Raw genomic sequence first — 23,733 nt, forward strand, 5'->3', positions numbered from 1 at the left:
GCCCGGCCGCATCAGGACACCCCTGCGTGCCGGCCCCAGGACGGGAGGTCTCCGTGGCGACCTATGTCGGCGGCAGCGGCAACGACACCATCACGCCTACGGCCGTATCGGGCGGCGTCCTGCGCCTCCCCCTCGGCAGCGGCCCGCCGGGGGCGGGGTCCGATACCATCTTCGCGGGCGGCGGGAACGATACCGTCGATGGCGGCCAGGGCAGCTCCAACATCCTCCATGGCGGCAGCGGCAACGACAGCCTCACCGCCTGGTCGGGCGACACGGCCTTCGGCGAGGATGGCGACGACGTCTTCCGCGTGCGCACGGACGGGTTCAACAACACGGGGCCGGCCGCCCCCGGCGCCCATCTCGACGGCGGCGCCGGGCGGGACACGCTGGTCGGCCCGGTGCCGTCCTTCGTCCCCGGCGCCTTCACGCCCCTGGTGGGCGACATCACCGAGATCAGCTTCACCGGCATCGAGCATCTCCAGCTCCTGCCACGCCATGCGCTGCGCCTGACCGCGGCCCAGCTCGACGCCTTCGACACCGTGGATGCGCCGGCCAGCCTCATCAGCGCCGTGCGCGTCTTCCTGGTCACGGCGGGCACCGCCACGGTGGAGGTCACCGGCACCGGGGCGCCGGAGTTCCACGGCTCCTCCGGCAACGACACGCTGACCCTGACCTCCGCCGATGCGGCGCCCGTCGATCTCGTCCTGCTCGGCCATGAGGGCCATGACAGCCTCACCACGGGGGCGGGCGCCAACCTCCTCGACGGCGGCACGGGCAACGACACGCTCGACGGGGGCGCCGGGGCGGACACGCTGCGCGGCGGGGTGGGCAACGACACCCTGCGCGTGGGCGCGGGCGACCAGGCCTTCGGCGAGGCGGACAACGACACCTTCCTCCTGCTGCGCGCGCCCAACGACCCGCTCGGCGTCCTGCCCGCCGCCCCGGGTGCGTCCATCGACGGCGGCAGCGGGGTGGACACGCTGGTCGCCCCGGCCTCGATCGCGATACGCCCGACCTCCCAGCGCGTCGGCAGCATCACGGAGGTGAGCATCACCGGGGTGGAGCGCCTGGAGCTGGCGGGCAACGCCAACCTGCGCCTGACCGCGGCCCAGCTCGACGGCTTCACGACCGTGGTGACCAATGCCGCGCAGGGCTTCGGCAACACCAACTCCCTCACCCTCGCCACCAGCGGCACGGCCACGGCCGATTTCATCGGGCCGACCCGGCTGCGGATCGACGCCGCCGACGGCGACGACAGCCTGACCCTCACCTCCGGGGGAGGCACCCCCGTGAGCCTGCAGGTCCATGCCGGCGGCGGCGCGGACCGCGTCACCACGGGCGGCGGCAACGACCTGCTCGACGGCGGCGCGGGCAACGACACGCTGGATGGCGGCACCGGCGCGGACACGCTGCGCGGCGGGACGGGCAACGACACCTATGTCGTCGACCAGGCGGGGGACAGCGTGGTCGAGGCGGCGAATGCCGGCATCGACACGGTGCGGAGCGGCATCGGCCTCACCCTGGGCGCCGGGCTGGAGAACCTCGTGCTCACCGGCACGGCGGTGCATGGCGGCGGCAACGGGCTGGCGAACCGGCTGGACGGCAACGCCTCGGCCAATACCCTGCACGGCGAGGGCGGCAACGACACGCTGAGCGGCGGCGGCGGCAACGACACGCTGGCCGGCGGCGCGGGGGTCGACCGCATGGCCGGCGGGGCCGGCGAGGACAGCTTCGTCTTCGCGCCGGGCGACCTCGCCCTGGGCAACGCCACCGACCTGATCGTGGACTTCCAGGGCGCGGGGGCCGCGGGCGGCGACGTCCTGCGCTTCGTCGGCTTCGGGCCCGGGGCGAGCCTGCAGCAGGTGGGCAGCCTGCCCAACGCCTTGGCCTATGACGTCGAGAGCGGCGGGGTGGCGGTGGGACGGCTGCTGGTGAGCAGCGGCGGCATCGCCCTGGCCGCCGGGGACTACGTCTTCGCCTGATGCGGCATCCCGGCCGGGGTGGGGCGGCCACGGGAAGGAGATGACAGGAGTTTAAGGGCGGGCCGAGCAGCCGCCCCGCTAGCCTGACCTCCGGGCCGGCCTGCCCGGATCCAGCGGAGGATTGCGATGGCCCTCTTCCTCGGCACCGCTGCCGACGAGACGATCACCTCGGGAGGGGTCTCCGGCAGCGTGACGGTCCTCCCGGCGGGGGGGCCGCGCCTCCCCGGCCTCTCGTCGGACGTGATCTACGCGGGCGGCGGCAACGATACGATCGACGGCGGCGCCGGGAGCAATCCGGCCGAGGACTACCGGGGGATGCCGAACCTCCTCCTGGGCGGCCAGGGGGACGACAGCATCACCGTGCGGGCGGGCGACCGTGCCGAGGGCGGGACCGGCAACGACACCTTCGTGGTGCGGGCGAACAGCTTCCTCAACCTCGGCCCGGCCGCGCCCGGCGCGCGGATCGACGGCGGCGAGGGGGTGGACACCCTGCAGGCGCCGGTACAGCTGTTCCGCCGGCAGGGCGGCCTGGGCAACGGCGACATCAGCGAGCTGTCGCTGACGGGGGTGGAGCGGCTGGAGCTGCAGGTCCATTCCCGGCTGCTGCTCACCGCCGGGCAGCTCGACGGCTTCGACACCGTGAACGTCCCGACCAACCTCCTGCCCTTCTTTCCCGTCTCCCTCGTCCTGACCACCTCGGGCAAGGCCCAGGCGGACATCGCCGGGACCGGCGCGCTGATCGTCACTGCCGCCGATGGCGACGACACGCTGCTGCTGCGGGCGACGGGGCCATCCCCCATCTCCCTGCGGATCGACGGCGGCGCCGGCAACGACCGGATCGTCACCGGGGCCGGCGACGACTCGCTGCAGGGCGGCGCGGGCGACGACATCCTCAACGCGGGCCATGGCAACGACACGCTGGTCGGCGGGGCGGGCCGGGACCGCATGGCGGGCGGCGCCGGCGACGACACCTTCGTCTTCGCGCCGGGCACGCTCGGCCTCGGCAACGCCACCGACCATATCGTGGACTTCCAGGGCGCGGGCCGTGCCGGGGGGGACGTGCTGCGCCTGGACGGCTTCGGCGAGGGCGCGACGCTGCGCCTGGCCGGCAGCCTGCCCCACAGCCTGGCCTATGAGGTGGTGGGCGGGGACGGCGTGGCGCTGGGGCGGCTGCTGGTGAGCAGCGGCGGCGTCGCCCTCGCCGCGGGCGACTACCTCTTCACCTGAAGGGGGCCGGGCACCCCGGGCCCGCCCTCCCTCCGGCCCGTCCGGGCCGCGCCGCCCTCAGGGGGCCGGGACGCGCGCCTCGATGGCGTCCCAGATCATCTCCTCCAGGTGGATGCCGTCGAAGCGCGCCACCTCCTGCAGGCCGGTGGGGGAGGTCACGTTGATCTCCGTCAGGAAGCCGCCGATCACGTCGATGCCGACGAAGATCATCCCGCGCGCCTTCAGCTCGGGGCCGATGGCGGCGCAGATCTCGCGCTCGCGGTCGGTCAGCGTCGTCTGGGTCGCCTTGCCGCCGACATGCATGTTGCTGCGCGCCTCGCCCTCGGCGGGGACGCGGTTGATGGCGCCGCCGATCTCGCCGTCCACCAGGATGATGCGCTTGTCGCCCTGGCGCACGGCGGGGACGTATTTCTGCACCACCAGCGGCTCGCGCGAGCGTTCGGTGAACATCTCCAGCAGGGCGGCGATGTTGGGGTCGTCGGGGCGCAAGTGGAAGACGCCGGCGCCGCCGTTGCCGAACAGCGGCTTGACGATGATGTCGCCGTGCTTCTGGCGGAACGTCGCGATGCGGCGCTTGTCGGAGGTGACCAGCGTCTCCGGCATCAGCTCGGGGAAATGGGTGACGAACAGCTTCTCCGGCGCGTTGCGCACGCTGGCCGGGTCGTTCACCACCAGGGTCTTCGGGTGGATGTGCTCCAGGATGTGGGTGGCCGTGATGTAGGCCATGTCGAAGGGCGGATCCTGGCGCATCAGCACCACGTCCACGGCGCCGAGGTCCAGCTCCTCCTCCGTGCCCAGGGTGAAGTGGTTGCCCGCCTCCCGCCGCACCTCGACCGGCTGGGCCCAGGCGGTCACGCGCCCGCCATGCAGCGCCAGGTCGCGCGGGTGGTAGTGCCACAGCGCGTGGCCGCGCTTCTGCGCCTCCAGCATCAGGGCGAAGGTGCTGTCGCCCTTGATGTCGATGGAGCCGATCGGGTCCATCTGCACCGCCACCCTCAGCGCGCGCGTCATGCCGGCCATCCCCTGTCCGTGTCGGCCGATGTGGTCGCATTCCCCGCGCCCGGGCGCCAGGGGGGAGATGGAAGGCGGCGGCGCGCCCCGGCCCGGCGGGCGCCGCGGGACCCCGGCCTCCGGCGGCCCGGCCGGGGCGGCGCCCGCCCTTGACGGGGCGGGGAGAAGGGGGCCCTACCCGCTCCCGGAACGGTACGGGAGGGCGGGGCGCATGCGGCTGACGGGCAAGGGCAGGGTGGCGGGCGTGATCGGCTGGCCGGTCGCCCATTCGCGCTCGCCGCAGCTGCACGGCTTCTGGCTGGACCGGCACGGGATCGACGGCGCCTATGTTCCCCTGGCCGTGGCGCCGGAGGACATGCCGGCCGCCGTGCGCGGGCTGCTGCTGGCGGGCTTCGCCGGCTGCAACGTCACCATTCCCAACAAGGAGCACGCCTTCGCCTGCTGCGACGCGGTGGAGGACAGCGCCCGCCAGGCCGGGGCGGTGAACACGATGGTCTTCCGCGACGGGCGCATCCACGGCTCCAACACCGATGGCTGGGGCTTCCTGGAAAGCATCCGGGAGCAGGCGCCGGGCTGGGCCGCGTCGGACGGCACCGCCGTGCTGCTCGGCGCGGGCGGCGCGGCGCGGGCGATCGTGGCGGCGCTGCTGACCGAGGGCTGCCCGCGCGTGGTGCTCGCCAACCGTTCCGTCGGACGGGCGGAGCAGCTGGCGCAAGACCTGGACGGGCTGGCGCGGGGCCGCATCGCGGTGGCCGAGGCGCCGCCGCTGGAGGAGACGGCGCTGCTGGTCAACACCACCTCGCTCGGCATGGCCGGGCAGCCGCCGCTGGAGATCGACCTCGCGCCGCTGCCGGCCGCCGCCGTGGTCGCCGACATCGTCTACGTGCCGCTGGAGACCCCGCTGCTGGCCGCGGCCCGGGCCCGCGGCCTGCGCGCCGTGGACGGGCTGGGCATGCTGCTGCACCAGGCGCGGCCCGGCTTCCACGCCTGGTTCGGGGTGATGCCGGCGGTGGACCCGGCGCTGCGGGCGCACGTCGCCGCCGACATCCCGCTGCGGTAGGGGCCGGCCCGCTCAGAACAGGGGCGAGAGCAGCACCATCACCAGCAGGATCGCGGCCGCCAGGGCGAGCTGGACGGGCGGCTCGTCCGGCTCGTCCACGTCCCACATCTCCGGCACGGCGGGGGCGCAGGGAGTCGCGGGAGCCGCCCGATACGCTTCCGGCCCGGTCGGGATGGCCTGACCCTGTCCGCTCATCGACCTGTCTCCCCTCAGCGCTGCCGCGGGCGATCCGCACATATCACTCATAAAAATCGCACTATTTGATATGTGCGTTTGACAAGTCGTAGATTGGCGCCGTACCTCCTGCAAGTGAATTCGTGGATGGTGCTTCCATGGCGCAACCGCGCAAGCCCGCGGCCGGCCCCACCGGCGTCGAGACGGCCAAGGCCGGCAGCCACGGCCTGCGCGGCACCATCGCGGCCGAGCTGGCGGCGCCCGACGCGCGCGGCGGGATCAGCGAGGCGTCCTACAACCTCCTGAAGTTCCACGGCACCTACGAGCAGTTCGACCGTGACACGGCGACCCCGCGCAAGCAGGCCGGGCTGGACAAGGAATGGAGCTTCATGGCCCGCGTCCGCATCCCCGCCGGGGTGCTGACGGCGGAGCAGTACCTGGCCCTGGACGGGCTGACGGACCGGCTTTCCAACGCCACGCTGCGGGTGACGACGCGGCAGGCGCTGCAATTCCACGCCGTGTTGCGCGAGAACCTGAAGCCGCTGATCGGTGACATCAACCGGATGCTGCTGACCACGCTGGCCGCCTGCGGCGACGTGGTGCGCAACGTCGTCACCACCCCGGCGCCCCGCCGCGACGCGATCCACCAGCGGCTGCGGGACGATGCGGTCCTGCTCTCCTCCCGCCTGCTGCCGCGCACGCGGGCGCATCACGAGATCTTCCTGGACGAGGAGCCCGTGGGGGAGCCGGCCGGCGCGGCGCCGGAGGCCGAGCCGCTCTACGGCGCCACCTACCTGCCGCGGAAGTTCAAGATCGCCCTCGCCCACCCGTCGGACAACACGCCGGACGTGCTGACCAACGACCTGGGGATCATCGCGCTCGCCGAGGGCGACCGGATCACCCGCTACCAGCTCTGCATCGGCGGCGGGCTGGGCCTGACCCACAACCGCGCCGACACGTTCCCGCGCCTCGCCACGCCCATCACGGTGGTCGCGGCGGACGACCTGCTGCGCGCCGTGGAGGCGGTGGTGCGCTTCACCCGCGACCATGGCGACCGCACCGACCGCAAGCGCGCCCGGCTGAAATACGTGATCGAGGATAACGGCGTGGACTGGGTGCGCGAGCAGCTCGCGCGGCCCGAATATTTCGGCCATCCCCTCGCCGATCCCGGCCCGCTGCCGAGGCTGGAGGTGCCGGAGCTGCTGGGCTGGCACGAGCAGGGCGACGGCCGCTTCTGGCTGGGCGTGCCCGTGCCCTCGGGCCGCATCCAGGATGCGGGCGGCGTGCGCCTGCGCAGCGCGCTGCGCGAGATCGTCGCCCGCTGGGGCGCCAACCCGATCCTGACGCCGCAGCAGGACGTGATCCTCTCCGACCTGCCGCGCAACGCGCGGGCGGCGGTGGAGGACGTGCTGCGCGCGCATGGCGTGGCGCTGAACGAGGACCTCTCGCCGCTCGCGCGCTGGGCCCTGGCCTGCCCCGCCCTGCCCACCTGCGGCCTGGCGCTGACCGAGGCGGAGCGCGTGCGCGACCCGCTGGTGGCGGAGATCGAGGCGGCGCTGGACCGGCACGACCTGCTGGACGAGCGGATCAGCCTGCGCATCACCGGCTGCCCGAACGGCTGTGCCCGTCCCTATGCCGGCGATATCGGGCTGGTCGGCCGCGTGCCGGGGCAGTTCGCCATCTTCGTCGGCGGCGACTTCGCGGGCACGCGCCTGTCCTTCAAGCTGCACGAGCGCGTGCCGCAGGCGCAGATCGCCGCCCGGCTGGAGCCGCTCCTCGCCGCCTTCGCCGGGGACCGGCGCGAGGGCGAGGGCTTCGGCGATTTCTGCCACCGGCTGGGGGTGGAGGCGCTGCTCGCCCTCGACGCCCCGGCCCACGCCGCCGCCTGACCGGAATGCCTGGCCCCATGCCCCTCCTCTCCCGCCGCGCCGCGCTGCTGGCCGCCCCCGCCCTGCTGCTGGCCGGCCGCGCCGCCGCCTCGTCCCGGCCGCTCCGGCTGGTCGTGCCCTTCGAGGCGGGCGGCCTGCCCGACGTCTTCGCCCGCCTCCTGGCTCCCGCGCTGTCCGAGGTGCTGGGCCAGCCGGCGGTGGTGGAGAACCAGTCCGGCGCCGCCTCCCGCCTCGGCACGACGGCGGTGCTGCGCGCGGCGCCGGACGGGCAGACCCTGCTGGTCACCAACGACAGCCTGGCCGCCACCGAGGCGCTGCCGCCGCCGGGGGCGGAGCCGCTGCTGCCCGGGCTGCGGCCGGTGACGCTCGCCATCGCCGCGCCGAACATCCTGCTGACCCATCCGGATTCCGGCCTGCCGGACATCGCCGCCTATGCGGAGCGCATCCGCGCCCGCCCGGGGGAGGTCAACGTCGCCATCCCCGGCTGGGGCACCGCGCACCACCTGACCAGCGAATCCCTCAACCGCGCCGTGGGCGGCAAGGTGGAGCACATCCCCTATCGCGGCGCGCCGCAGGTTCTGGCCGACCTGGCCGCGGGCCGGGTGCAGGCGGGGATGCTGACCCTGGGCGTGGCGCTGGAGCATCTGCGCGACGGGCGGCTGAAGGCCCTGGCCCTCACCTCGCGGGACGGCTCGCCCCTGGCGCCGGCCATCCCCACCCTGCACGGGACGGTGGCGCCGGGCTTCGACCACCTCTCCTTCATCGGGGTCCTGCTGCCCGCCGGCGTCCCGGCGGAGCAGGCGGAGCACCTGCACGCCACCATCGCCGCGGTGCTGGCGCGCCCGGCGCTGCGCGACCGGCTGACCGGGCTGGGCTTCGAGGTGCCGGCGGCACCCCCCGCCGCCTTCGCCGCCCGCCTGTCGGAGACGGTGGGGCGCTTCGCGGAGGCGGCCGGCGCCGCCGGGCTGCGGCTCGCCCGTGCCTGAGCGGGCGGTCCCCCGGCACCGGCCGGAGGCGGGCGGCGTCGGCGGCCGGGGCGGCCTGGCCGGGCGCGGCGCCGGGCGCACGGCGGCCTGTTGAGCCCCGCCCCCGGCGGCATCGCCGGGGCCCCGGAGCGCGCCCGCACGGCCGCGCGGCCCGGAGGATTGCTTCCCGCTTCCGCGAGCCCGGGCGGTTGCCCTTGCGCCGACCCGGCCCCGCCCGCCATCCTGAACCGTTCGCCGGAGACAGACCCATGCTTGTCCAGACCCGACGCAACCTCCTCGCCGCCGCGGCCGCCGCGCCCCTGGCAGGAACCGTCGCCCGCCCCGCCGCCGCGCAGTCGTCCGTGCAGCTGCTCAACGTCTCCTACGATCCCACGCGGGAGCTGTACCGCGACTACAACGCCGTCTTCGCCCAGCACTGGGCGCAGCAGGGCGGCGGGCAGCGGGTCAGCGTGCGCATGTCGCACGGCGGCTCGGGTGCGCAGGCGCGCACCGTCGTCGACGGGCAGCAGGCGGACGTGGTGACGCTCGCCCTCGCCTACGACGTGGACGCCATCGCCGAGCGCGGGCTGATCGCGAAGGACTGGATCGCCCGCCTGCCGGACAACAGCGCGCCCTACACCAGCACCATCGTCTTCCTGGTGCGCAAGGGGAATCCCAAGGGCCTGCGCGACTGGGGCGACCTAGTGAGGGAGGGCGTGTCCATCATCACGCCCAACCCCAAGACCTCGGGCGGGGCGCGCTGGAACTACCTCGCCGGCTGGGCCTGGGCGCGGCGCCAGCCCGGCGGTTCCGACGCCACGGCCGAGCAGTACACGGCGAACCTGTTCCGCCGCGTCGCCGTGCTGGACACGGGCGCGCGCGGCTCCACCACCACCTTCGTCCAGCGCGAGCAGGGCGACGTGCTGCTGGCCTGGGAGAACGAGGCGCACCTGGCCCTGGCCGAGTTCGGCGCGGGCAAGTTCGACATCGTCTACCCCTCCCTCTCCATCCTGGCCGAGCCTTCCGTGGCGGTGGTGGACCAGATCGTGGACCGCAAGGGCACGCGGGCCGTCGCCGAGGCCTATCTGCGCCACCTCTACAGCCGCCAGGGACAGGAGATCGCGGCGAAGCACTTCTACCGCCCGCGCGACGCGGCGGCGCTGGCCGCGGCCGGCGAGCGCTTCCCGAAGCTGGAGCTGGTGACGGTGGATGCCGAGTTCGGCGGCTGGGCCACGGCGCAGAAGACCCACTTCGCCGATGGCGGCAGCTTCGACCGGATCTACCGGCCCGGACGGTGAAGGCCCGGACGGTGAAGGCCCCGGCGATGGCGCCCCGTCCGGCGCGGCCACGCTCTCCTTGAACCGCCCCGCCGCCACGCCGGGCCGCCCCTGGCCGCGTCGGCGGGCGGTGCTGCCGGGCTTCGGCCTGTCGCTCGGCATCACCCTGGCCTGGCTGGTGCTGATCGTGCTGGTGCCGCTCTCGGCCCTGGTGCTGCGCCCCTGGGAGCTGGGCGCGGCCGGGGTCTGGAGCTCCGTCACCGAGCCGCGGGTGCTGGCCGCGCTGCGCCTCTCCTTCCTCGCCGCGCTGCTGGCGGCGGCGGTGAACGTGCCCATCGGGCTGCTGCTGGCCTGGGTGCTGGTGCGGGTGCGCTTTCCCGGGCGGCGGCTGGCGGATGCGGCGGTGGACCTGCCCTTCGCGCTGCCCACCGCCGTCGCCGGGCTGGCGCTGACCGCGCTCTTCGCCTCCAACGGCTGGCTCGGCGCGCCGCTCTCCTGGCTGGGGATCAAGGTCGCCTACACGCCGCTGGGCGTGCTCGTCGCCATGGTCTTCGTCGGCCTGCCCTTCGTGGTGCGCACGGTCGAGCCGGTGCTGCGCGACCTGCCGCCGGAGGCGGAGGAGGCGGCGGCCACGCTGGGGGCGACGCGGGCGCAGACGGTGTGGCGCGTCGTGCTGCCCGCCCTGGCGCCGGCCGCGCTGACCGGCTTCGGCCTGTCGCTGGCGCGCAGCGTGGGCGAGTACGGCAGCGTCATCTTCATCGCCGGCAACGTGCCGATGGTCAGCGAGATCGCGCCGCTGATCATCGTCTCCCGCCTGGAGGCCTTCGACTATGCGGGCGCGGCGGCGGTGGGGCTGGCGATGCTGGCGATCTCCTTCGGCGTGCTGCTGGCGCTGAACCTGGCGCAGCGGCTGCTGCGGCGGGCCGCATGACGGCCGCCCGCCCGGATGCCGCCCCGCAGGGGCCGCGCCTCGCGAAGGCCCGGCCGGCGGGCCGCCCCCCGGCCGCCACGGAGGACCCGCCCTGGGCGCGGCGCCTGCTGGTCGGGCTGGCGCTGCTGGTGCTGGCGGTCTTCCTGGTGCTGCCGCTGGCCGCCGTCTTCACCGAAGCGCTGCGCCGCGGCGTCCCGGCCGCCTGGGCGGTGCTGAGCGAGCCGGACACGCTCTCCGCCATGCGGCTGACGCTGCTGGTCGCGGCCATCGCCGTGCCGGTCAACACGCTGGGCGGGCTCGCCGCCTCCTGGTGCGTCGCCAAGTTCGACTTTCCCGGCAAGCGGCTGCTGGTGACGCTGATCGAGCTGCCCTTCTCCGTCTCGCCGGTGATCTCCGGCCTGGTCTACGTGCTGCTGTTCGGCGCGCATGGCTGGCTCGGCCCCTGGCTGCAGGCGCACGACATCCAGGTCATCTTCGCCCTGCCCGGCCTCGTGCTGGCCACCGTCTTCGTCACCTTCCCCTTCGTCGCCCGCACGGTGATCCCGCTGATGCAGGACCAGGGGCGCGAGGCGGAGGAGACGGCGGCGACGCTGGGCGCCACGGGCTGGCAGACCTTCCTGCGCGTCACCCTGCCCGACGTGAAATGGGCGCTGCTCTCGGGCATCCTGCTGTGCAACGCCCGCGCCATGGGCGAGTTCGGCGCGGTCGCCGTCGTCTCCGGCCACATCCGCGGGGAGACCAACACGCTGCCGCTGCACGTCGAGATCCTGTACAACGAGTACCAGTTCGCCGGCGCCTTCGCGGTGGCGGCGCTGCTCGCCCTGCTGGCGCTTTTCACCCTGGTGGCGAAGGCGGTGCTGGAACGTGTCTCCGGGCGCCGGGCGGAGATGGCGCATTGAGGGCGCGCGCGGCCCGGGGAGACGGCGTGCCCGCCCCGGCGCCTGCGGCTTCCGGCCGGCGCGAGGGCTGGCCGACCTTCGGCGGAGGCGAGTCCCTTGGACGGTAGCATGGGCGGCCGGTCCGCGGCGGAGGCGCAGGGCGGGGTGGAGGTGACGGGCGTCAGCCGCCGCTTCGGCGAGGCGTTGGCGCTCGACAGGGTGGACCTGTCCGTCCGCCCCGGCGAGTTCGCCGCGCTGCTGGGCCCCTCCGGCTCGGGCAAGACCACGCTGCTGCGCATCCTGGCGGGGCTGGACTTCCCGGATTCCGGGGCGGTGCGGATCGGCGGGACGGACGTCGCCACCCTGCCGGCGCGCGAGCGCGGCATTGGTTTCGTGCCGCAGAACTACGCGCTGTTCCGGCACATGACGGTCTTCGAGAACGTGGCCTTCGGGCTGCGCGTGCGGCCGCGCGCCACCCGTCCCGCTGCCGCGGCGATCGCCGCGCGCGTCCGCCGCCTGCTGGAGTTGGTGGCGATCCCGCAGCTGGAGCGCCGCTACCCCGACCAGATCTCCGGCGGGCAGCGGCAGCGGGTGGCGCTGGCCCGGGCGCTGGCCATCGAGCCCGCCCTGCTGCTGCTCGACGAGCCCTTCAGCGCCCTGGACGCGCAGGTGCGCAAGGACCTGCGCCAGTGGCTGCGCGGGCTGCACGACCGGCTGGGCATCACCAGCGTCCTGGTCACCCACGACCAGGACGAGGCGATGGAGATCGCCGATCGGGTCGCCGTGCTGCGCGACGGGCGGGTGGCCCAGGTCGACACCCCCGCCATGCTGCTGCGCCGCCCGGCCGATGCCTTCGTCGCGGGTTTCCTGGGCGAGGCCAACCGGCTGGACTGCACCCTGCGCGGTGGCCAGGCGCATTTCGGCGCCCTGCCGCTGGCGCCCCTGGCCACGACGCTGCCGGATGGGCCCGGCATCGCCTTCGTGCGGCCGGGCGATCTGCTGGCCGCTCCCGCGGCGGCCGGGGGCTGGAGGGTGCGCGCGGCGCGGCCCGATGCGCGCGGCATCCGGCTGCAGGTGGAGGCCGGGGCGCAGGGCCCGGTCCTGGATGCCCTGCCGGAACCGGCCTGGCGCGACCCGGCATCGGGCGACGCCTGCAGCCTCAGACTGCTTGCGGCCTCCGTGTTCCCGGTGGCAGATCGTATGACGCCAAGGTGAGCGCTTCCTCTCCCCCTTGCTCACAGGAGGGTGGAGATATGGGCGGCGTGGTGGCAGAACTGTTGAACGCGACACAACCGAGGATAGTATCCCTGGCCCGGATGGCACGGGGGCAGCTGCAGGAATGATGACGGACCCACCAGCCACCGAGGGCGTCGTCTTGCGCCAGCCCATCCGGTGGCTGGTCGGCAGCGGGATCGCCTTGGCCTTGCTGGTGGCGCTCGGCACCGCCTGGGTGATCCTGGACCTGCGCACGCGCACGGTCGCGACCGCCGGGCAGGACCTCGACCGCCTGTCCGTCGCCCTGGCCGAGCAGACGGACCAGGTCTTCCAGTCGCTCGATCTGGTCCAGGCCGGCTTGGTCGAACTGCTGCGCAAGACGGGGCTGGCGGCGCCCGGTGCCCTGCGGGAGGCCCGCAATTCCCCGGAGCTGCGCCGGACCCTGCAGGAGCGGATCTCCGGCCTGCCGCAGGTGGGCGCGCTGGCCATCTTCGACCAGGAGGGCCGGCCGGTGGCCTCGTCCAACCGCCACCCGGTGCCCGACGTCACCTTCGCCGACCGGGAGTACTTCGCGGCGATGCGCCAGAAGGGCGGGCCGGAGACGCATGTAAGCGATCCGGTTTTGAGCCGAAGCTCGGGATTCTGGACGATCTACCTCGCCCGCCGGATCGCGGACCCGGACGGGGACTTCGCTGGCTTCGTCATGGGCGCGATCCAGCTCCGCCACTTCGAGAGCTTCTACGGCAGGGTGGCCACCAGCCCCGGCGAGGCCATCGTCCTGCTCCGGCGCGACGGTACCCTCCTGGCCCGCCATCCCCCCCTCAGTTCCTCCAACAGCCGCGACGTCAGCCACCTGCCCGGGCTGTCGCGTATCCCCCCCTCCGACGAGGCGCGGATCACCTGGCTGCAGAGTCCCATCGACCAGCAGAACCGCCTCGTGGCCATGCGCGGCCTGAGGCTCCAGCCGCTGCTCCTCGCGGCCAGCCGCAACGAGGACGAGCTGCTGCGGGGCTGGCGGCAGCAGCGGCTGATCCTGGGCGGCGGGGCCCTGCTGGGCGAGCTGGGGCTGGCGGGCATCGTCCTGCTGGGGGTGCGGCAGCTCCGCAGCGGGCGGCGGCTGGCCCAGGCCATGGCGGCCGAGGCGGCGACGGAGCGCGCGCTGCAGCTGCAGGACATGCGCTTCGGGCACACGCTCGCCACCATGCGGCAGGGCCTGTGCATGGTGGATGCCGCCGGCCGGGTGCAGGTGCTGAACCGGCACCTTGCCACGATGCTGCGCCTGCCATCCGAGGAGGCGGTGATCGGGCGGCCGCTGCGGGCGCTGGGGGTGCAGGCGGTGGCCGGCGGCGCCATCGCCGCCGCGGACCGGCGCCGCCTCACGCGCTGGCTCGGCCTGGCCATGACGCGCCGCGAGCCGGCCTCCGACACATGGGAGGTGGACGACGGCCGGATCCTGTCCCTCGCGCTCTGGCCCATGGCCGATGGCGGCTGGATGGCGAACCTGGACGACGTGACGGAGCGGCAGCAGGCGGAGGAGCGGATCGCGCACCTGGCCTACCACGACCAGCTGACCGGCCTGCCCAACCGCATCATGTTCGGCGAGCGCCTGCGCGAGGCGGTGGCGCGCGCGGCCCGGGGGGAGGGCTGCGCGCTGCTCTGCCTCGACCTCGACCACTTCAAGGAGGTCAACGACACGCTGGGCCATCCGCTCGGCGACGCGCTGCTGCGCGCGGTGACGGAGCGGCTGCGGCGGTGCGTGCGGGAGACGGATACGGTCGCCCGGCTCGGCGGCGACGAGTTCGCGGTGCTGCAGGCCGCGGTCAGCCGGATCGACGAGGTGGCGGCCCTGGCCGAGCGGCTGCTGGCGGAGCTGAGCCTGCCCTTCGAGTTCGACGGACGGCCGGTCGCGATGAGCGTCAGCCTGGGCGTGGCGACGCTGGCGCCGGGCCAGGACGGGGACGAGGACACGCTGCTGCGCAAGGCGGACCTGGCGCTGTTCCGGGCCAAGAGCGAAGGCCGCAGCCGCATCCGCTTCTTCGAGCCGCAGATGGAGGCGGCGATCCAGACCCGCCGGCAGCTGGAGGCCGATCTCCGCCGCGCCCTGAGCCAGCAGGAGTTCGAGCTGTTCTACCAGCCGGTGCTGCGGCTGCGCAGCGGCGAGATCACCGGCTTCGAGGCGCTGCTGCGCTGGCGCCACCCGCAGCGGGGGCTGGTCTCGCCCGCCGAGTTCATCCCCTTCGCCGAGGAGAGCGGGCTGGTCGTCGCCCTGGGCGCCTGGGCCTTGGAACGGGCCTGCATCGAGGCGGCCGCCTGGCCGCGCGAGGTGAAGGTGGCGGTGAACCTTTCCCCGGCCCAGTTCAGCCGGGGCAACGCCGTGGTCGGGCACGTCCGCTCGGCCCTGGAACGCTCCGGCCTGCATCCCGGCCGGCTGGAGCTGGAGGTGACCGAGACCGTGGTGCTGGAGGAGACGGAGGAGACGCTGAACGCCCTGCACCAGATCCGCGCCCTGGGGGTGGGGATCGCGCTGGACGATTTCGGCACCGGCTATTCCTCATTGAGCTACCTGCGGAAGTTCCCCTTCGACAAGGTGAAGATCGACCAGTCCTTCGTGCGCGACATGGAGCAGCGGAGCGACTGCGCCGCCATCGTGCGCGCCGTGATCGCCCTCAGTGCCAGCCTGGGCATGGTCACCCTGGCGGAAGGGGTGGAGACCGAGGAACAACGCCTGATGCTGCTGGCCGAACGCTGTGACGAAGGCCAGGGCTACCTGTTCAGCCCGCCCCTGCCCGCCGCACGGGCGCACGCCCTGCTGGCAGGGCTGAGCCAACTGGCCGGCGCAGGCTGATCCGGCCGGCGGGATGACCTGACCGGTCGGGCTGTGGTGGTCCGGCGGGGGACCGGGAGGGGACGCCGTCCCCTCCCAGACCCTCCCCTGCCGGGGCCACAAGCGGGCCCCGGACCCCGCTGGGAGTCTGGTGCTTCCGGTGGGCGTCAGCCTCCGGGCTCAGCCCTGACGGAATGTGGACAGGTGGGACTCTGAAAAAAGCTTTCAGAGGGCGTCAGCGAATGCTGCGGCCGTACCCGCCGAGGAGCCATGCTCCTCGGCGCCGTGACCCCGTATCAGGCTGTCCCGCGGCAGCGCTGATCGGGTCCAGGGCCCGCAGGGTCCTGGCGGAGTGGGGGTATCGGGGGCGAGGCAGGGCCTTGCCCCCGGGCCACGGGCACCACGCCACCGTGGACTCCGCGCATCCCGCCGCGCCTGTGACACGGGCCGGCCTGCTTCGCTGAACGGGTGGTGCTGTGCCTTGGGGGCGAGCCATGCAGGGGAGGGGGGAAGCCGCCCTCCCTGGCCGGTCAGACCCCCAGCACCGCCGCCGCCTCGCGCACCACCTCGCCCAGCGCGCCGGGCTTGAAGGGCGAGACCAGCCCGGCCGATTCCGCCAGCGCCTGGAAGGGGGCGGAGCCGCCGCGGCCGCACAGCGCCACGTAGTCCGCCAGCGTGCCCGGGTAGTCGCGCCGCGACTTCACCCAGAACTGCATGGCGCAGCACAGGGCGAGCGTGTAGTCGATGTAGTAGAAGGGCGAGTTGTAGATGTGCCGCTTCGCCTGCCAGCGCCCGCCCTTGGCCGGCCAGGCGAGGTCGCCGTAGTCGGTCCAGGGCATGTAGCGCGCCTCCAGGTCCCGCCACATCGCGTGGCGCTCCTCGGGCGTCGCCTCGGGGTTGGCGTAGACCTCGTGCTGGAAGTGGTCGACGCAGACGCCGTAGGGCAGGAAGGCGAGGCTGTTGATCAGGTGCAGGCGGCGGAAGCGGTCGGCCTCCGCCTCGCCCACCATCAGCCCCATCTGCGGATGGGTGAGGAACTCCAGCCCCATCGAGTGGATCTCCGCCGCTTCCATGGTCGGCCAGAGCGTGTCGATGCCCGGCAGGTCGCGGCTTTCCCAGTTCTGGAAGGCGTGGCCCATCTCGTGCGTGAAGACGCCGATGTCGTTGTGGGTGCCGTTGAAGTTGGCGAAGATGAAGGGCACGCCGACGCTGGGGAAGCTGGTGCAGAACCCGCCCCCCGCCTTGGTCGGCCGGTTCTTCAGGTCGAGGAACCCGCCCTCCCGCATCATGCGGTAGAAGCTGCCCATGCGCGGCTCCATGCGGTCGAACATGGCCTGCGCCTGGGCCACCAGCACGTCGTGCCCGCCGATCGGCTTCGGGTTGCCGGCGGGGTCCACCAGGTCCTCGTCCCAGAACATCAGCTTGTCCCAGCCGTTCTCCCGCCGCCGCGCCTCCAGGATGCGGCCGACCAGCGGCACGACATGCTCCGCCACCGCGTCGCGGTAGCGCGCGACCTCCTCCGGCCCGTAATCGGTGCGGCGCATGTTGCGGTAGGCCAGCGGGGTGTAGCTGTCGTAGCCCAGCTTGCGCGCCATGCCGTGGCGCAGCCGGACGAGTCCGTCATAGATCGAATCCAGCTCCGCGCCGTGCTCGGCGAAGAAGCCCCAGCGCGCCTGTTCCGCCTCATGCCGCACGGCGCGGTCCGGATCCTCGGCGAAGGGGGCGAGGCCGGCGAGGTTCACCGCCTTGCCCCGCACCGTCACCCGTGCCGAGGCCAGCAGCTCCGTGTAGCGGGCGGTGAGCTTCGACTCCTCCTCCAGGTCGCCGGCGATGGCCGGGTCGAAGGTGGTGACGTCCATCTCCCAGAGTTCCAGCACATAGGGGCCCAGGATCGCCTCCCAGGCTACGCGGTCCGGGTCGGCCAGGATGCGGCGCTTGAGCGCGGTGGAATGGTCGGTGGCGACGGGGGAGAGGGCGTCGGCGTATTCCCGGGCCGCCTTGGCCGCCGCATCCGCCGTGTCCTGCGAGAAGCGCAGGTAGGTGAGGGCGGCCCAGCTGTCGAACTCCCGCCGCAGCCGGTCCCATTCCGCGGCCATCCCCGCCCGGTCCCCGGCATCCAGCCGCGCGTTCAGCGCCGCCGTCTCGGCCGCCAGGCTCTCCCGCGTCGGGGTGGGGGCAGTGATCTCGTCGAAGCGCAGGGCCATGGGGTCGTCCTCCGGGCAGCCGGTCCGGCCCAGCCTGCCCCAGTTGCGCGCCGCGCCCCAGCCCCCGGGGAGCGCACCCGTGTCCGGTGCCACGCTCCGCGGGAAAGTGCAACCGGCCGGTAACGGACTACACCGGCCCGCGTTGTGGTCCCGGCTGTCGCCTTCCGGTGCCGGCCACGGTGCCGAATCGGAAACGAAGGAGAGGCGACATGGCCAGCAAGACGGAGCGGGGGGGCTACACCGAGGCCAGCATCGCCGATCAGACGGTGCTGCGCGGCGAGGGTGGGGAGACGCATCAGGTCGCGGGCGGCGAGGTGCCGGTGCTGACGACGCAGCAGGGCGTCCCGGTCAGCGACGACCAGAACTCGCTGAAGGCCGGGCCACGCGGCCCGACCCTGCTCGAGGATTTTCACTTCCGCGAGAAGATCTTCCATTTCGACCACGAACGCATCCCGGAGCGGGTGGTGCATGCCCGGGGCTTCGGCGCGCATGGCTACTTCGAGCTGACCGAGAGCCTGTCCGACCTGACCAGCGCCGATCTCTTCCAGCGCGTGGGCGAGAGGACGCCGGCCTTCGTGCGCTTCTCCACCGTGGCGGGCAACAAGGGCTCGGCGGACCTGGCCCGCGACGTGCGCGGCTTCGCGGTGAAGCTCTACACGAAGGAGGGCAACTGGGACCTCGTCGGCAACAACATCCCCGTCTTCTTCATCCAGGACGCGATCAAGTTCCCCGACCTGATCCATGCCGCGAAGCAGGAGCCGGACCGCGGCTTCCCGCAGGCCCAGACGGCGCACGACAATTTCTGGGACTTCATCTCCCTGACGCCGGAATCGCTGAACATGGCGCTGTGGATCATGTCCGACCGGACGCTCCCGCGCTCCTTCCGCTTCATGGAGGGATTCGGCGTCCATACCTTCCGGCTGGTCAATGCGGAGGGGCGGTCGTCCTACGTCAAGTTCCACTGGAAGCCGAAGCTGGGCCTGCAATCGGTGGCGTGGAACGAGGCGGTGAAGATCAACGGCGCCGACCCCGACTTCCACCGCCGCGACCTCTGGACCGCGATCGGCGACGGCGACTTCCCGGAGTGGGAGCTTGGCCTGCAGATCTTCGACGACGCCTTCGCTGACCGTTTTCCCTTCGACATCCTGGACGCCACCAAGCTGATCCCGGAGGAGGACGTGCCGGTCCGCATCGTCGGGCGGCTCGTGCTGGACCGGGTGGTGGACAACTTCTTCGCCGAGACGGAGCAGGTCGCCTTCTGCACCCAGAACATCGTGCCGGGCATCGACTTCACCAACGACCCGCTGCTGCAGGGGCGCAACTTCTCCTACCTGGACACACAGCTGAAGCGCCTCGGCGGCCCGAACTTCACCCATATCCCCGTCAACGCGCCGAAATGCCCCTTCGCCCATTTCCAGCAGGACGGGCACATGGCGATGCACAACCCCAAGGGCCGGGCCAACTACGAGCCGAATTCCTGGGGCGGCGCGGCGGGCGGCCCGCGTGAGAGCCCGAAGGGCTACCGCACCTTCCCGGCCGAGGTGGCGGGGGAGAAGCGGCGCGTCCGGGCGGAGCTCTTCGCCGACCACTACAGCCAGGCGCGGCAGTTCTACCTCAGCCAGACGCCCGTGGAGCAGACGCACATCCGCAACGCCTTCGTCTTCGAGCTGAGCAAGGTGGAGACGCCGGCGATCCGCGCGCGGGTCGTCTCCCACCTGCTGCAGGTGGATGCGGCGCTGGCGAAGCAGGTCGCGGAGGGGCTGGGGCTGGAGGCGATGCCGAAGCCGGCCGATCCGGCGCGGCCCGTCGTGACGGACCTCGCGCCGTCCCCGGCGCTCAGCATCCTCGCCAATGGCCCGAAGGACTTCCGGGGCCGCAAGGTCGGCGCGCTCGTCACCGACGGCGTGGATGCCGCCGTGCTGGCGGCGCTCCGGGACGCGCTGGCGGCGGAAGGGGCGATGCTGGAGCTGGTTGCCCCCAAGGTCGGCGGCGTCAAGGACAGCAAGGGCCAGCACCACCCGGCGCAGCAGAAGGTGAATGGCGGCCCGTCCGTGCTCTACGACGCCGTCGCGGTCCTGCCCTCGGCCGACGGGGCGGCGTTGCTGGCGCGCGAGGCGACGGCGAAGGACTTCCTCAACGACGCCTACGCCCACGCGAAGTTCATCGGCCACGCCAAGGCGGCGAAGCCGCTGCTGGAAAAGGCGGGGCTGACGGAGCCCGATGCGGGGTTCCTGCCGCTGGACAAGCCGGAGCATGCCAAGGCCTTCGTCGCGGCCTGCCGCAAGCTGCGCTTCTGGGAGCGGGAGGCGAAGGTCCAGGCCGCCTGATCCCGTCACGGCCGCGTCCCCGCAGCGCCGCGGGGGCGCGGCCGTGAATTTCTGCGGCGCCGCCCTGTCGGCGGCGATCCGCAAGGCCAGATGAGGCGCGCATGCCGCCCGCCTCGCGCTCCATCGTCGTGATCGGTGACCTCGTGGAGGGCTGGCCGCCGCGCCACGGGCCTCCCGCCGGGATGGAGGCGGCCCGGCGGCGCTGGCAGGCCGAGGCGGCGGACGAGCCGCCCCTGTCCGGGGAGGCGTTGGACGAGGCCCGCGCCGCGCTCGCCGTCACCGGGGGCTACCTGGAGCGGCTGCCGCTGGCCTGCATCAAGGCGGGCCTCGTGGACCGGGCCGAGATCTGGCATCACTGGCGCGCGGATGGGGCCGCGCCCGCCCGCCGGGACGGGCCGCTGCTGCGCCGCCGGGCCTTCGCCCTGGATGCGGAGGCGGCGCCCTTCGCCTCCGCCGACATGCTCGGCTATCTTACCGCCTTCGGCCCGCCCCGGATTCTGCTGGTCCTCGGGCTGGGGGTGGACGGGGCCATCCTCGATGCCTGCGCGCCGAGCGTGAGGATCTACAACTCCATCGATGCGCCGGCCCTGCGCGTGCCGCGGGAGATCAGCGCGCGGTTCGACCTGATCCTGACCGGCGCGCCGTGGCAGTCCGCGGAGGTCGAGGCGCTCCATCCCGGCACGCGCACGGCGGTGATGCCGATCGGGCCGGAGTTCGCCTCGCCCGAGACCTTCCATCCGCTGGCGGTGCCGAAGGACTACGACCTGATCTACGTCGCCGCCGCGCAGCCCTACAAGCGCCACGACATCCTGTTCGACGCGCTGGCGGGCCTGCCGCGCGGGATCCGCGCGCTCTGCGTCTGCGGCTATGGCGAGATGGGCGAGGCGCTGCGGCAGCGCGCGGCCGCGCTCGGGCTCAACCTGGACATCATCGGCCCGCCCGGCGTTTCCTTCGCCGAGGTCAACGCCCTGATGAACCGTGCCCGCATCGGCGTCGTCTGCGGGGAGGCCGACGGCGCGCCCGCGATCCTGACGGAGTACATGCTCGCCGGCCTGCCGGTCCTGGCGAACGAGCGACTGTGCTGCGGCCTGCAGTTCATCACGCCCGCGACGGGCATGACGGCCTCCGCCGCTGGGTTCGGACAGGGCATCCTGTCGCTGCTGGAGCGCGCCGGCACGCTCGACCCCCGCCGGGAGGTCCTCGCGCGCTGGACCTGGCCGCACAGCGTGCGCCGCCTCGCCGGGCTGTTGCCAGAAAAGTGACGGGGGGCAAGCCTCCCCCGCCTCGCCATGAACGGGCTAAGAACGTTGCTGCGGTGCACCGTGCAGCATCGCCCCTGGCTGCCAGGCCGCGAGGAGAATCCCTTGCTCACAGAGAAGCCGGCCTCCGCCGACGCGCCAGCCATGGCCGGACCTCTCGCCAGCATCCCGCCGCTGATCTGCTTCTCCCACCTGCGCTGGGACTTCGTCACCCAGCGCCCGCAGCACCTGATGCGGCGCTTCGCGGCCGACCGGAAGGTGTTCTTCTTCGAGGAGCACATCCCCTGCGACCACCACCTTCCCTACCTGGAATTCCATCCCTTCCCCGAGGACCGCGTGATCGCGCTGCGCCCGCGCCTGCCGCACTGGTGGGACGAGGCGGCGCGCGAGGAAGGGCTGCGCGGGCTGCTCGACCTGCTCGTCGCCACCGCCTGCCCGCGCCCGCCGGCGCTGTGGTTCTACACGCCGATGATGTACGGCTTCGCCGCGCACCTGGCCTCCGCGGCGCCCGCCGTCGCCTACGACTGCATGGACGAGCTCTCGGGCTTCCGCTTCGCGGACCCGCGCCTGCGCGAGCGCGAGGCGGCGCTAATGGCGCGCGCCGACGTGGTCTTCGCCGGCGGCCACAGCCTCTACGAGGCGCGGCGCGGCCGGCATGCCAACATCCATCCCTTCCCCTCCTCCGTCGACGTGGCGCACTTCGCCACCGCGCGCGCGGCGGACCGGCCGGAACCGCCTGACCAGGCCCCGATCCCCGCGCCGCGCCTGGGCTTCTACGGCGTGATCGACGAGCGCATCGACCTCGCGCTGCTGGAGGCGGCGGCACGCGCGCGACCGGACTGGTCCTTCGTCATGCTCGGCCCCGTCGCGAAGATCGATCCCGCCGCCCTGCCGCGCCGGCCGAACATCCATTGGCTCGGCCCGAAGCCCTATGCGGAGCTGCCGGCCTACCTCGCGGGCTGGGACGTGGCGCTGATGCCCTTCGCCATCAACGAGGCGACGCACTTCATCAGCCCGACCAAGACGCCGGAATACCTTGCCGCCGGCTGCCCGGTGGTCTCCACGCCGGTCGCGGACGTGGCGCGGCATTACGGGCATCTGGAGGGCGTCGCCATCGCCGGCGAGGCGGAGGAGTTCGTCGCCGCCTGCGGCCGTGCCCTCGCCCTGCCGCGCACCGGCCGCTGGCGCGATGCGGCGGACGCCCTGCTGGCCGAGACCTCCTGGGACCGCACGCAGGAGGCCATGGCACGGCTGCTGGACGAGGCCGCGGTGCGCGCCGCCCTGCCCGTGGCGCCGCCGGCCAACGACCTCGGCCCTCCCGCGCCCGCCATCCGCCCCGCCGGGCGGCGGAAGCCCTATGACGTGCTGGTGGTCGGCGCGGGCTTCGCGGGCGCGACCCTGGCCGAGCGGCTGGCGCGCGGCTCCGGCAAGCGCGTGCTGGTCGTGGACCGGCGCCGGCACGTCGCCGGCAATGCCTACGACCACCACGACGCGGCGGGCGTGCTGGTGCACCGCTACGGCCCGCACATCTTCCACACCAACAGCCAGGAGGTGTTCGACCACCTCTCGCGCTTCACCGCCTGGCGTCCCTACGAGCACCGCGTGCTGGCCGATGTGGGCGGCAGGCTGCTGCCCATGCCGATCAACCGCACCACGCTGAACGGGCTCTACGGGCTCGACCTGGGCGACGACGCGGCGGCGGCGGCCTTCCTCGCCGCGCGCGCCGCGCCGCCCGCCGAGATCCGCACCGCCGAGGACATGGTGGTCTCCCAGGTCGGGCGCGAGCTCTACGAGACCTTCTTCCGCGGCTACACGCGCAAGCAATGGGGGCTGGACCCGTCGGAGCTGGACCGCTCCGTCACCGCCCGCGTGCCGACGCGCACGGGCACGGACGACCGCTACTTCCTCGACCGCTTCCAGGCCATGCCGCTGCACGGCTATACGCGGATGTTCGAGAACATGCTCGACCACGACGGCATCGCGCTGGAGCTGGGCGTGGATTACCGCGACGTGGCGGGTCGCGACGCGGCGGGCGAGGCCGTCGCGGAGCACACGGTCTTCACCGGCCCCATCGACGAGTTCTTCGGCCACCGCTTCGGACGGCTGCCCTATCGCAGCCTGCGCTTCCGGCACGAGACGCTGGATCGCGAATGGGCGCAGCCGGTCGCGGTGGTGAACCAGCCGTCGGAGGACGTGCCCTACACGCGCGTCACCGAGTACAAGCACATGACCGGGCAGCGGCACCCGCGCACCAGCATCACCTACGAGTTTCCGAGCGCGGAGGGCGATCCCTACTACCCCATCCCGCGCCCGGACAACCAGGCGATGTTCCGGCGCTACGAGGCCCTGGCCGATGCGCGTCCGGATGTCAGCTTCGTCGGGCGGCTGGCCACCTACCGCTACTACAACATGGACCAGGTGGTGGGGCAGGCGCTCGCCACCTACCGCCGCCTGCGCGAGCGGGAGGCGGGGCGCCCCGCCCGGCCTGCCGTGGGAGAGGCCTGACCGCC

Annotated in this window: 16 protein-coding genes; 13 read left to right on the forward strand and 3 right to left on the reverse strand. The window is 73.4% G+C overall.

The genetic code is table 11. From position 1 onward, the window contains the following. Window positions 1–26: 26 nt before the first annotated feature. Together LPC08_RS22355 and LPC08_RS22365 are read left to right on the forward strand one after the other, a co-directional pair. Window positions 27–1,982: a calcium-binding protein gene (locus LPC08_RS22355; protein WP_304622042.1), complete on the forward strand. Its 1,956-nt coding sequence runs from the start codon at window positions 27–29 to the stop codon at window positions 1,980–1,982. Window positions 1,983–2,108: 126 nt separating this feature from the next. After that, window positions 2,109–3,209: a calcium-binding protein gene (locus LPC08_RS22365; RefSeq protein WP_230450433.1), complete on the forward strand. Its 1,101-nt coding sequence runs from the start codon at window positions 2,109–2,111 to the stop codon at window positions 3,207–3,209. Window positions 3,210–3,266: 57 nt separating this feature from the next. Here the strand turns inward: LPC08_RS22365 and gshB are convergent, their stop codons facing one another. Beyond that, on the reverse strand, window positions 3,267–4,220 hold the full coding sequence (gene gshB / locus LPC08_RS22370) for a glutathione synthase (RefSeq protein ID WP_230450434.1): 954 nt from the start codon (window positions 4,218–4,220) through the stop codon (window positions 3,267–3,269). Between the two features lie 211 nt (window positions 4,221–4,431). Here gshB and LPC08_RS22375 point away from each other — a divergent pair, with 211 nt between their 5' ends. Next, window positions 4,432–5,280 carry a shikimate dehydrogenase gene (locus LPC08_RS22375; RefSeq protein ID WP_230450435.1) on the forward strand — a complete coding sequence of 283 codons (849 nt, stop codon included), beginning with the start codon at window positions 4,432–4,434 and terminating at the stop codon, window positions 5,278–5,280. Between the two features lie 12 nt (window positions 5,281–5,292). Here LPC08_RS22375 and LPC08_RS22380 read toward each other — a convergent pair whose 3' ends face one another. Next, complete coding sequence (locus tag LPC08_RS22380; RefSeq protein WP_230450436.1) at window positions 5,293–5,475, reverse strand: hypothetical protein; 183 nt, start codon at window positions 5,473–5,475, stop codon at window positions 5,293–5,295. 137 nt (window positions 5,476–5,612) lie between these two features. On the opposite strand from LPC08_RS22380, the gene LPC08_RS22385 reads away from it, so the two are divergent. The 7 genes from LPC08_RS22385 to LPC08_RS22415 all read left to right on the forward strand — a co-directional run bounded on the left by LPC08_RS22385 (window position 5,613) and on the right by LPC08_RS22415 (window position 15,454). Next, entirely contained in the window at window positions 5,613–7,343 is a 1,731-nt protein-coding gene (locus tag LPC08_RS22385; RefSeq protein ID WP_230450437.1) for an NADPH-dependent assimilatory sulfite reductase hemoprotein subunit, read from the forward strand. A 17-nt stretch (window positions 7,344–7,360) separates the two neighbouring features. Then, window positions 7,361–8,329, forward strand: a complete 969-nt coding sequence (locus LPC08_RS22390) for a tripartite tricarboxylate transporter substrate binding protein (protein ID WP_230450438.1) — start codon at window positions 7,361–7,363, stop codon at window positions 8,327–8,329. Between the two features lie 248 nt (window positions 8,330–8,577). Further along, window positions 8,578–9,606: a sulfate ABC transporter substrate-binding protein gene (locus tag LPC08_RS22395; protein ID WP_230450439.1), complete on the forward strand. Its 1,029-nt coding sequence runs from the start codon at window positions 8,578–8,580 to the stop codon at window positions 9,604–9,606. 58 nt (window positions 9,607–9,664) lie between these two features. Next, window positions 9,665–10,516 carry a sulfate ABC transporter permease subunit CysT gene (gene cysT / locus LPC08_RS22400; RefSeq protein ID WP_230450440.1) on the forward strand — a complete coding sequence of 284 codons (852 nt, stop codon included), beginning with the start codon at window positions 9,665–9,667 and terminating at the stop codon, window positions 10,514–10,516. Beyond that, window positions 10,513–11,415 carry a sulfate ABC transporter permease subunit CysW gene (gene cysW / locus LPC08_RS22405; RefSeq protein WP_230450441.1) on the forward strand — a complete coding sequence of 301 codons (903 nt, stop codon included), beginning with the start codon at window positions 10,513–10,515 and terminating at the stop codon, window positions 11,413–11,415. Before cysT ends, cysW begins: the two co-directional genes overlap by 4 nt. A 108-nt stretch (window positions 11,416–11,523) precedes the next feature. Beyond that, complete coding sequence (locus tag LPC08_RS22410; RefSeq protein WP_230450442.1) at window positions 11,524–12,609, forward strand: sulfate/molybdate ABC transporter ATP-binding protein; 1,086 nt, start codon at window positions 11,524–11,526, stop codon at window positions 12,607–12,609. 160 nt (window positions 12,610–12,769) lie between these two features. After that, the gene (locus LPC08_RS22415) at window positions 12,770–15,454 is read left to right on the forward strand and encodes a bifunctional diguanylate cyclase/phosphodiesterase (protein ID WP_230450443.1); all 2,685 of its coding nucleotides are present in this window, start codon (window positions 12,770–12,772) and stop codon (window positions 15,452–15,454) included. A gap of 509 nt (window positions 15,455–15,963) precedes the next feature. Here LPC08_RS22415 and LPC08_RS22420 read toward each other — a convergent pair. After that, complete coding sequence (locus LPC08_RS22420; RefSeq protein WP_230450444.1) at window positions 15,964–17,637, reverse strand: M3 family oligoendopeptidase; 1,674 nt, start codon at window positions 17,635–17,637, stop codon at window positions 15,964–15,966. A gap of 209 nt (window positions 17,638–17,846) precedes the next feature. Between LPC08_RS22420 and katE the strand changes: the two genes are divergently transcribed. The 3 genes from katE (at window position 17,847) to glf (ending at window position 23,728) form a co-directional block, all read left to right on the forward strand. Then, window positions 17,847–19,964: a catalase gene (gene katE, locus LPC08_RS22425; RefSeq protein ID WP_230450445.1), complete on the forward strand. Its 2,118-nt coding sequence runs from the start codon at window positions 17,847–17,849 to the stop codon at window positions 19,962–19,964. Between the two features lie 101 nt (window positions 19,965–20,065). Next, on the forward strand, window positions 20,066–21,226 hold the full coding sequence (locus tag LPC08_RS22430; RefSeq protein ID WP_230450446.1) for a glycosyltransferase: 1,161 nt from the start codon (window positions 20,066–20,068) through the stop codon (window positions 21,224–21,226). 102 nt (window positions 21,227–21,328) lie between these two features. Beyond that, entirely contained in the window at window positions 21,329–23,728 is a 2,400-nt protein-coding gene (glf, locus tag LPC08_RS26250) for a UDP-galactopyranose mutase (protein ID WP_304622043.1), read from the forward strand. Window positions 23,729–23,733: the final 5 nt, after the last annotated feature.

The sequence above is a fragment of the Roseomonas sp. OT10 genome (genome assembly GCF_020991085.1).
GTDB classification, from domain to species: domain Bacteria; phylum Pseudomonadota; class Alphaproteobacteria; order Acetobacterales; family Acetobacteraceae; genus Roseomonas; species Roseomonas cutis.

Bases quoted from the DNA above. Each gene is read 5' to 3' on its own strand.
- LPC08_RS22365 (WP_230450433.1), top strand. From the start codon at position 2,109: ATGGCCCTCTTCCTCGGCACCGCTGCCGACGAGACGATCACCTCGGGA.
- gshB (WP_230450434.1), bottom strand. From the start codon at position 4,220: ATGACGCGCGCGCTGAGGGTGGCGGTGCAGATGGACCCGATCGGCTCC.
- LPC08_RS22375 (WP_230450435.1), top strand. From the start codon at position 4,432: ATGCGGCTGACGGGCAAGGGCAGGGTGGCGGGCGTGATCGGCTGGCCG.
- LPC08_RS22380 (WP_230450436.1), bottom strand. From the start codon at position 5,475: ATGAGCGGACAGGGTCAGGCCATCCCGACCGGGCCGGAAGCGTATCGG.
- LPC08_RS22385 (WP_230450437.1), top strand. From the start codon at position 5,613: ATGGCGCAACCGCGCAAGCCCGCGGCCGGCCCCACCGGCGTCGAGACG.
- LPC08_RS22390 (WP_230450438.1), top strand. From the start codon at position 7,361: ATGCCCCTCCTCTCCCGCCGCGCCGCGCTGCTGGCCGCCCCCGCCCTG.
- LPC08_RS22395 (WP_230450439.1), top strand. From the start codon at position 8,578: ATGCTTGTCCAGACCCGACGCAACCTCCTCGCCGCCGCGGCCGCCGCG.
- cysW (WP_230450441.1), top strand. From the start codon at position 10,513: ATGACGGCCGCCCGCCCGGATGCCGCCCCGCAGGGGCCGCGCCTCGCG.
- LPC08_RS22410 (WP_230450442.1), top strand. From the start codon at position 11,524: ATGGGCGGCCGGTCCGCGGCGGAGGCGCAGGGCGGGGTGGAGGTGACG.
- LPC08_RS22420 (WP_230450444.1), bottom strand. From the start codon at position 17,637: ATGGCCCTGCGCTTCGACGAGATCACTGCCCCCACCCCGACGCGGGAG.
- katE (WP_230450445.1), top strand. From the start codon at position 17,847: ATGGCCAGCAAGACGGAGCGGGGGGGCTACACCGAGGCCAGCATCGCC.
- LPC08_RS22430 (WP_230450446.1), top strand. From the start codon at position 20,066: ATGCCGCCCGCCTCGCGCTCCATCGTCGTGATCGGTGACCTCGTGGAG.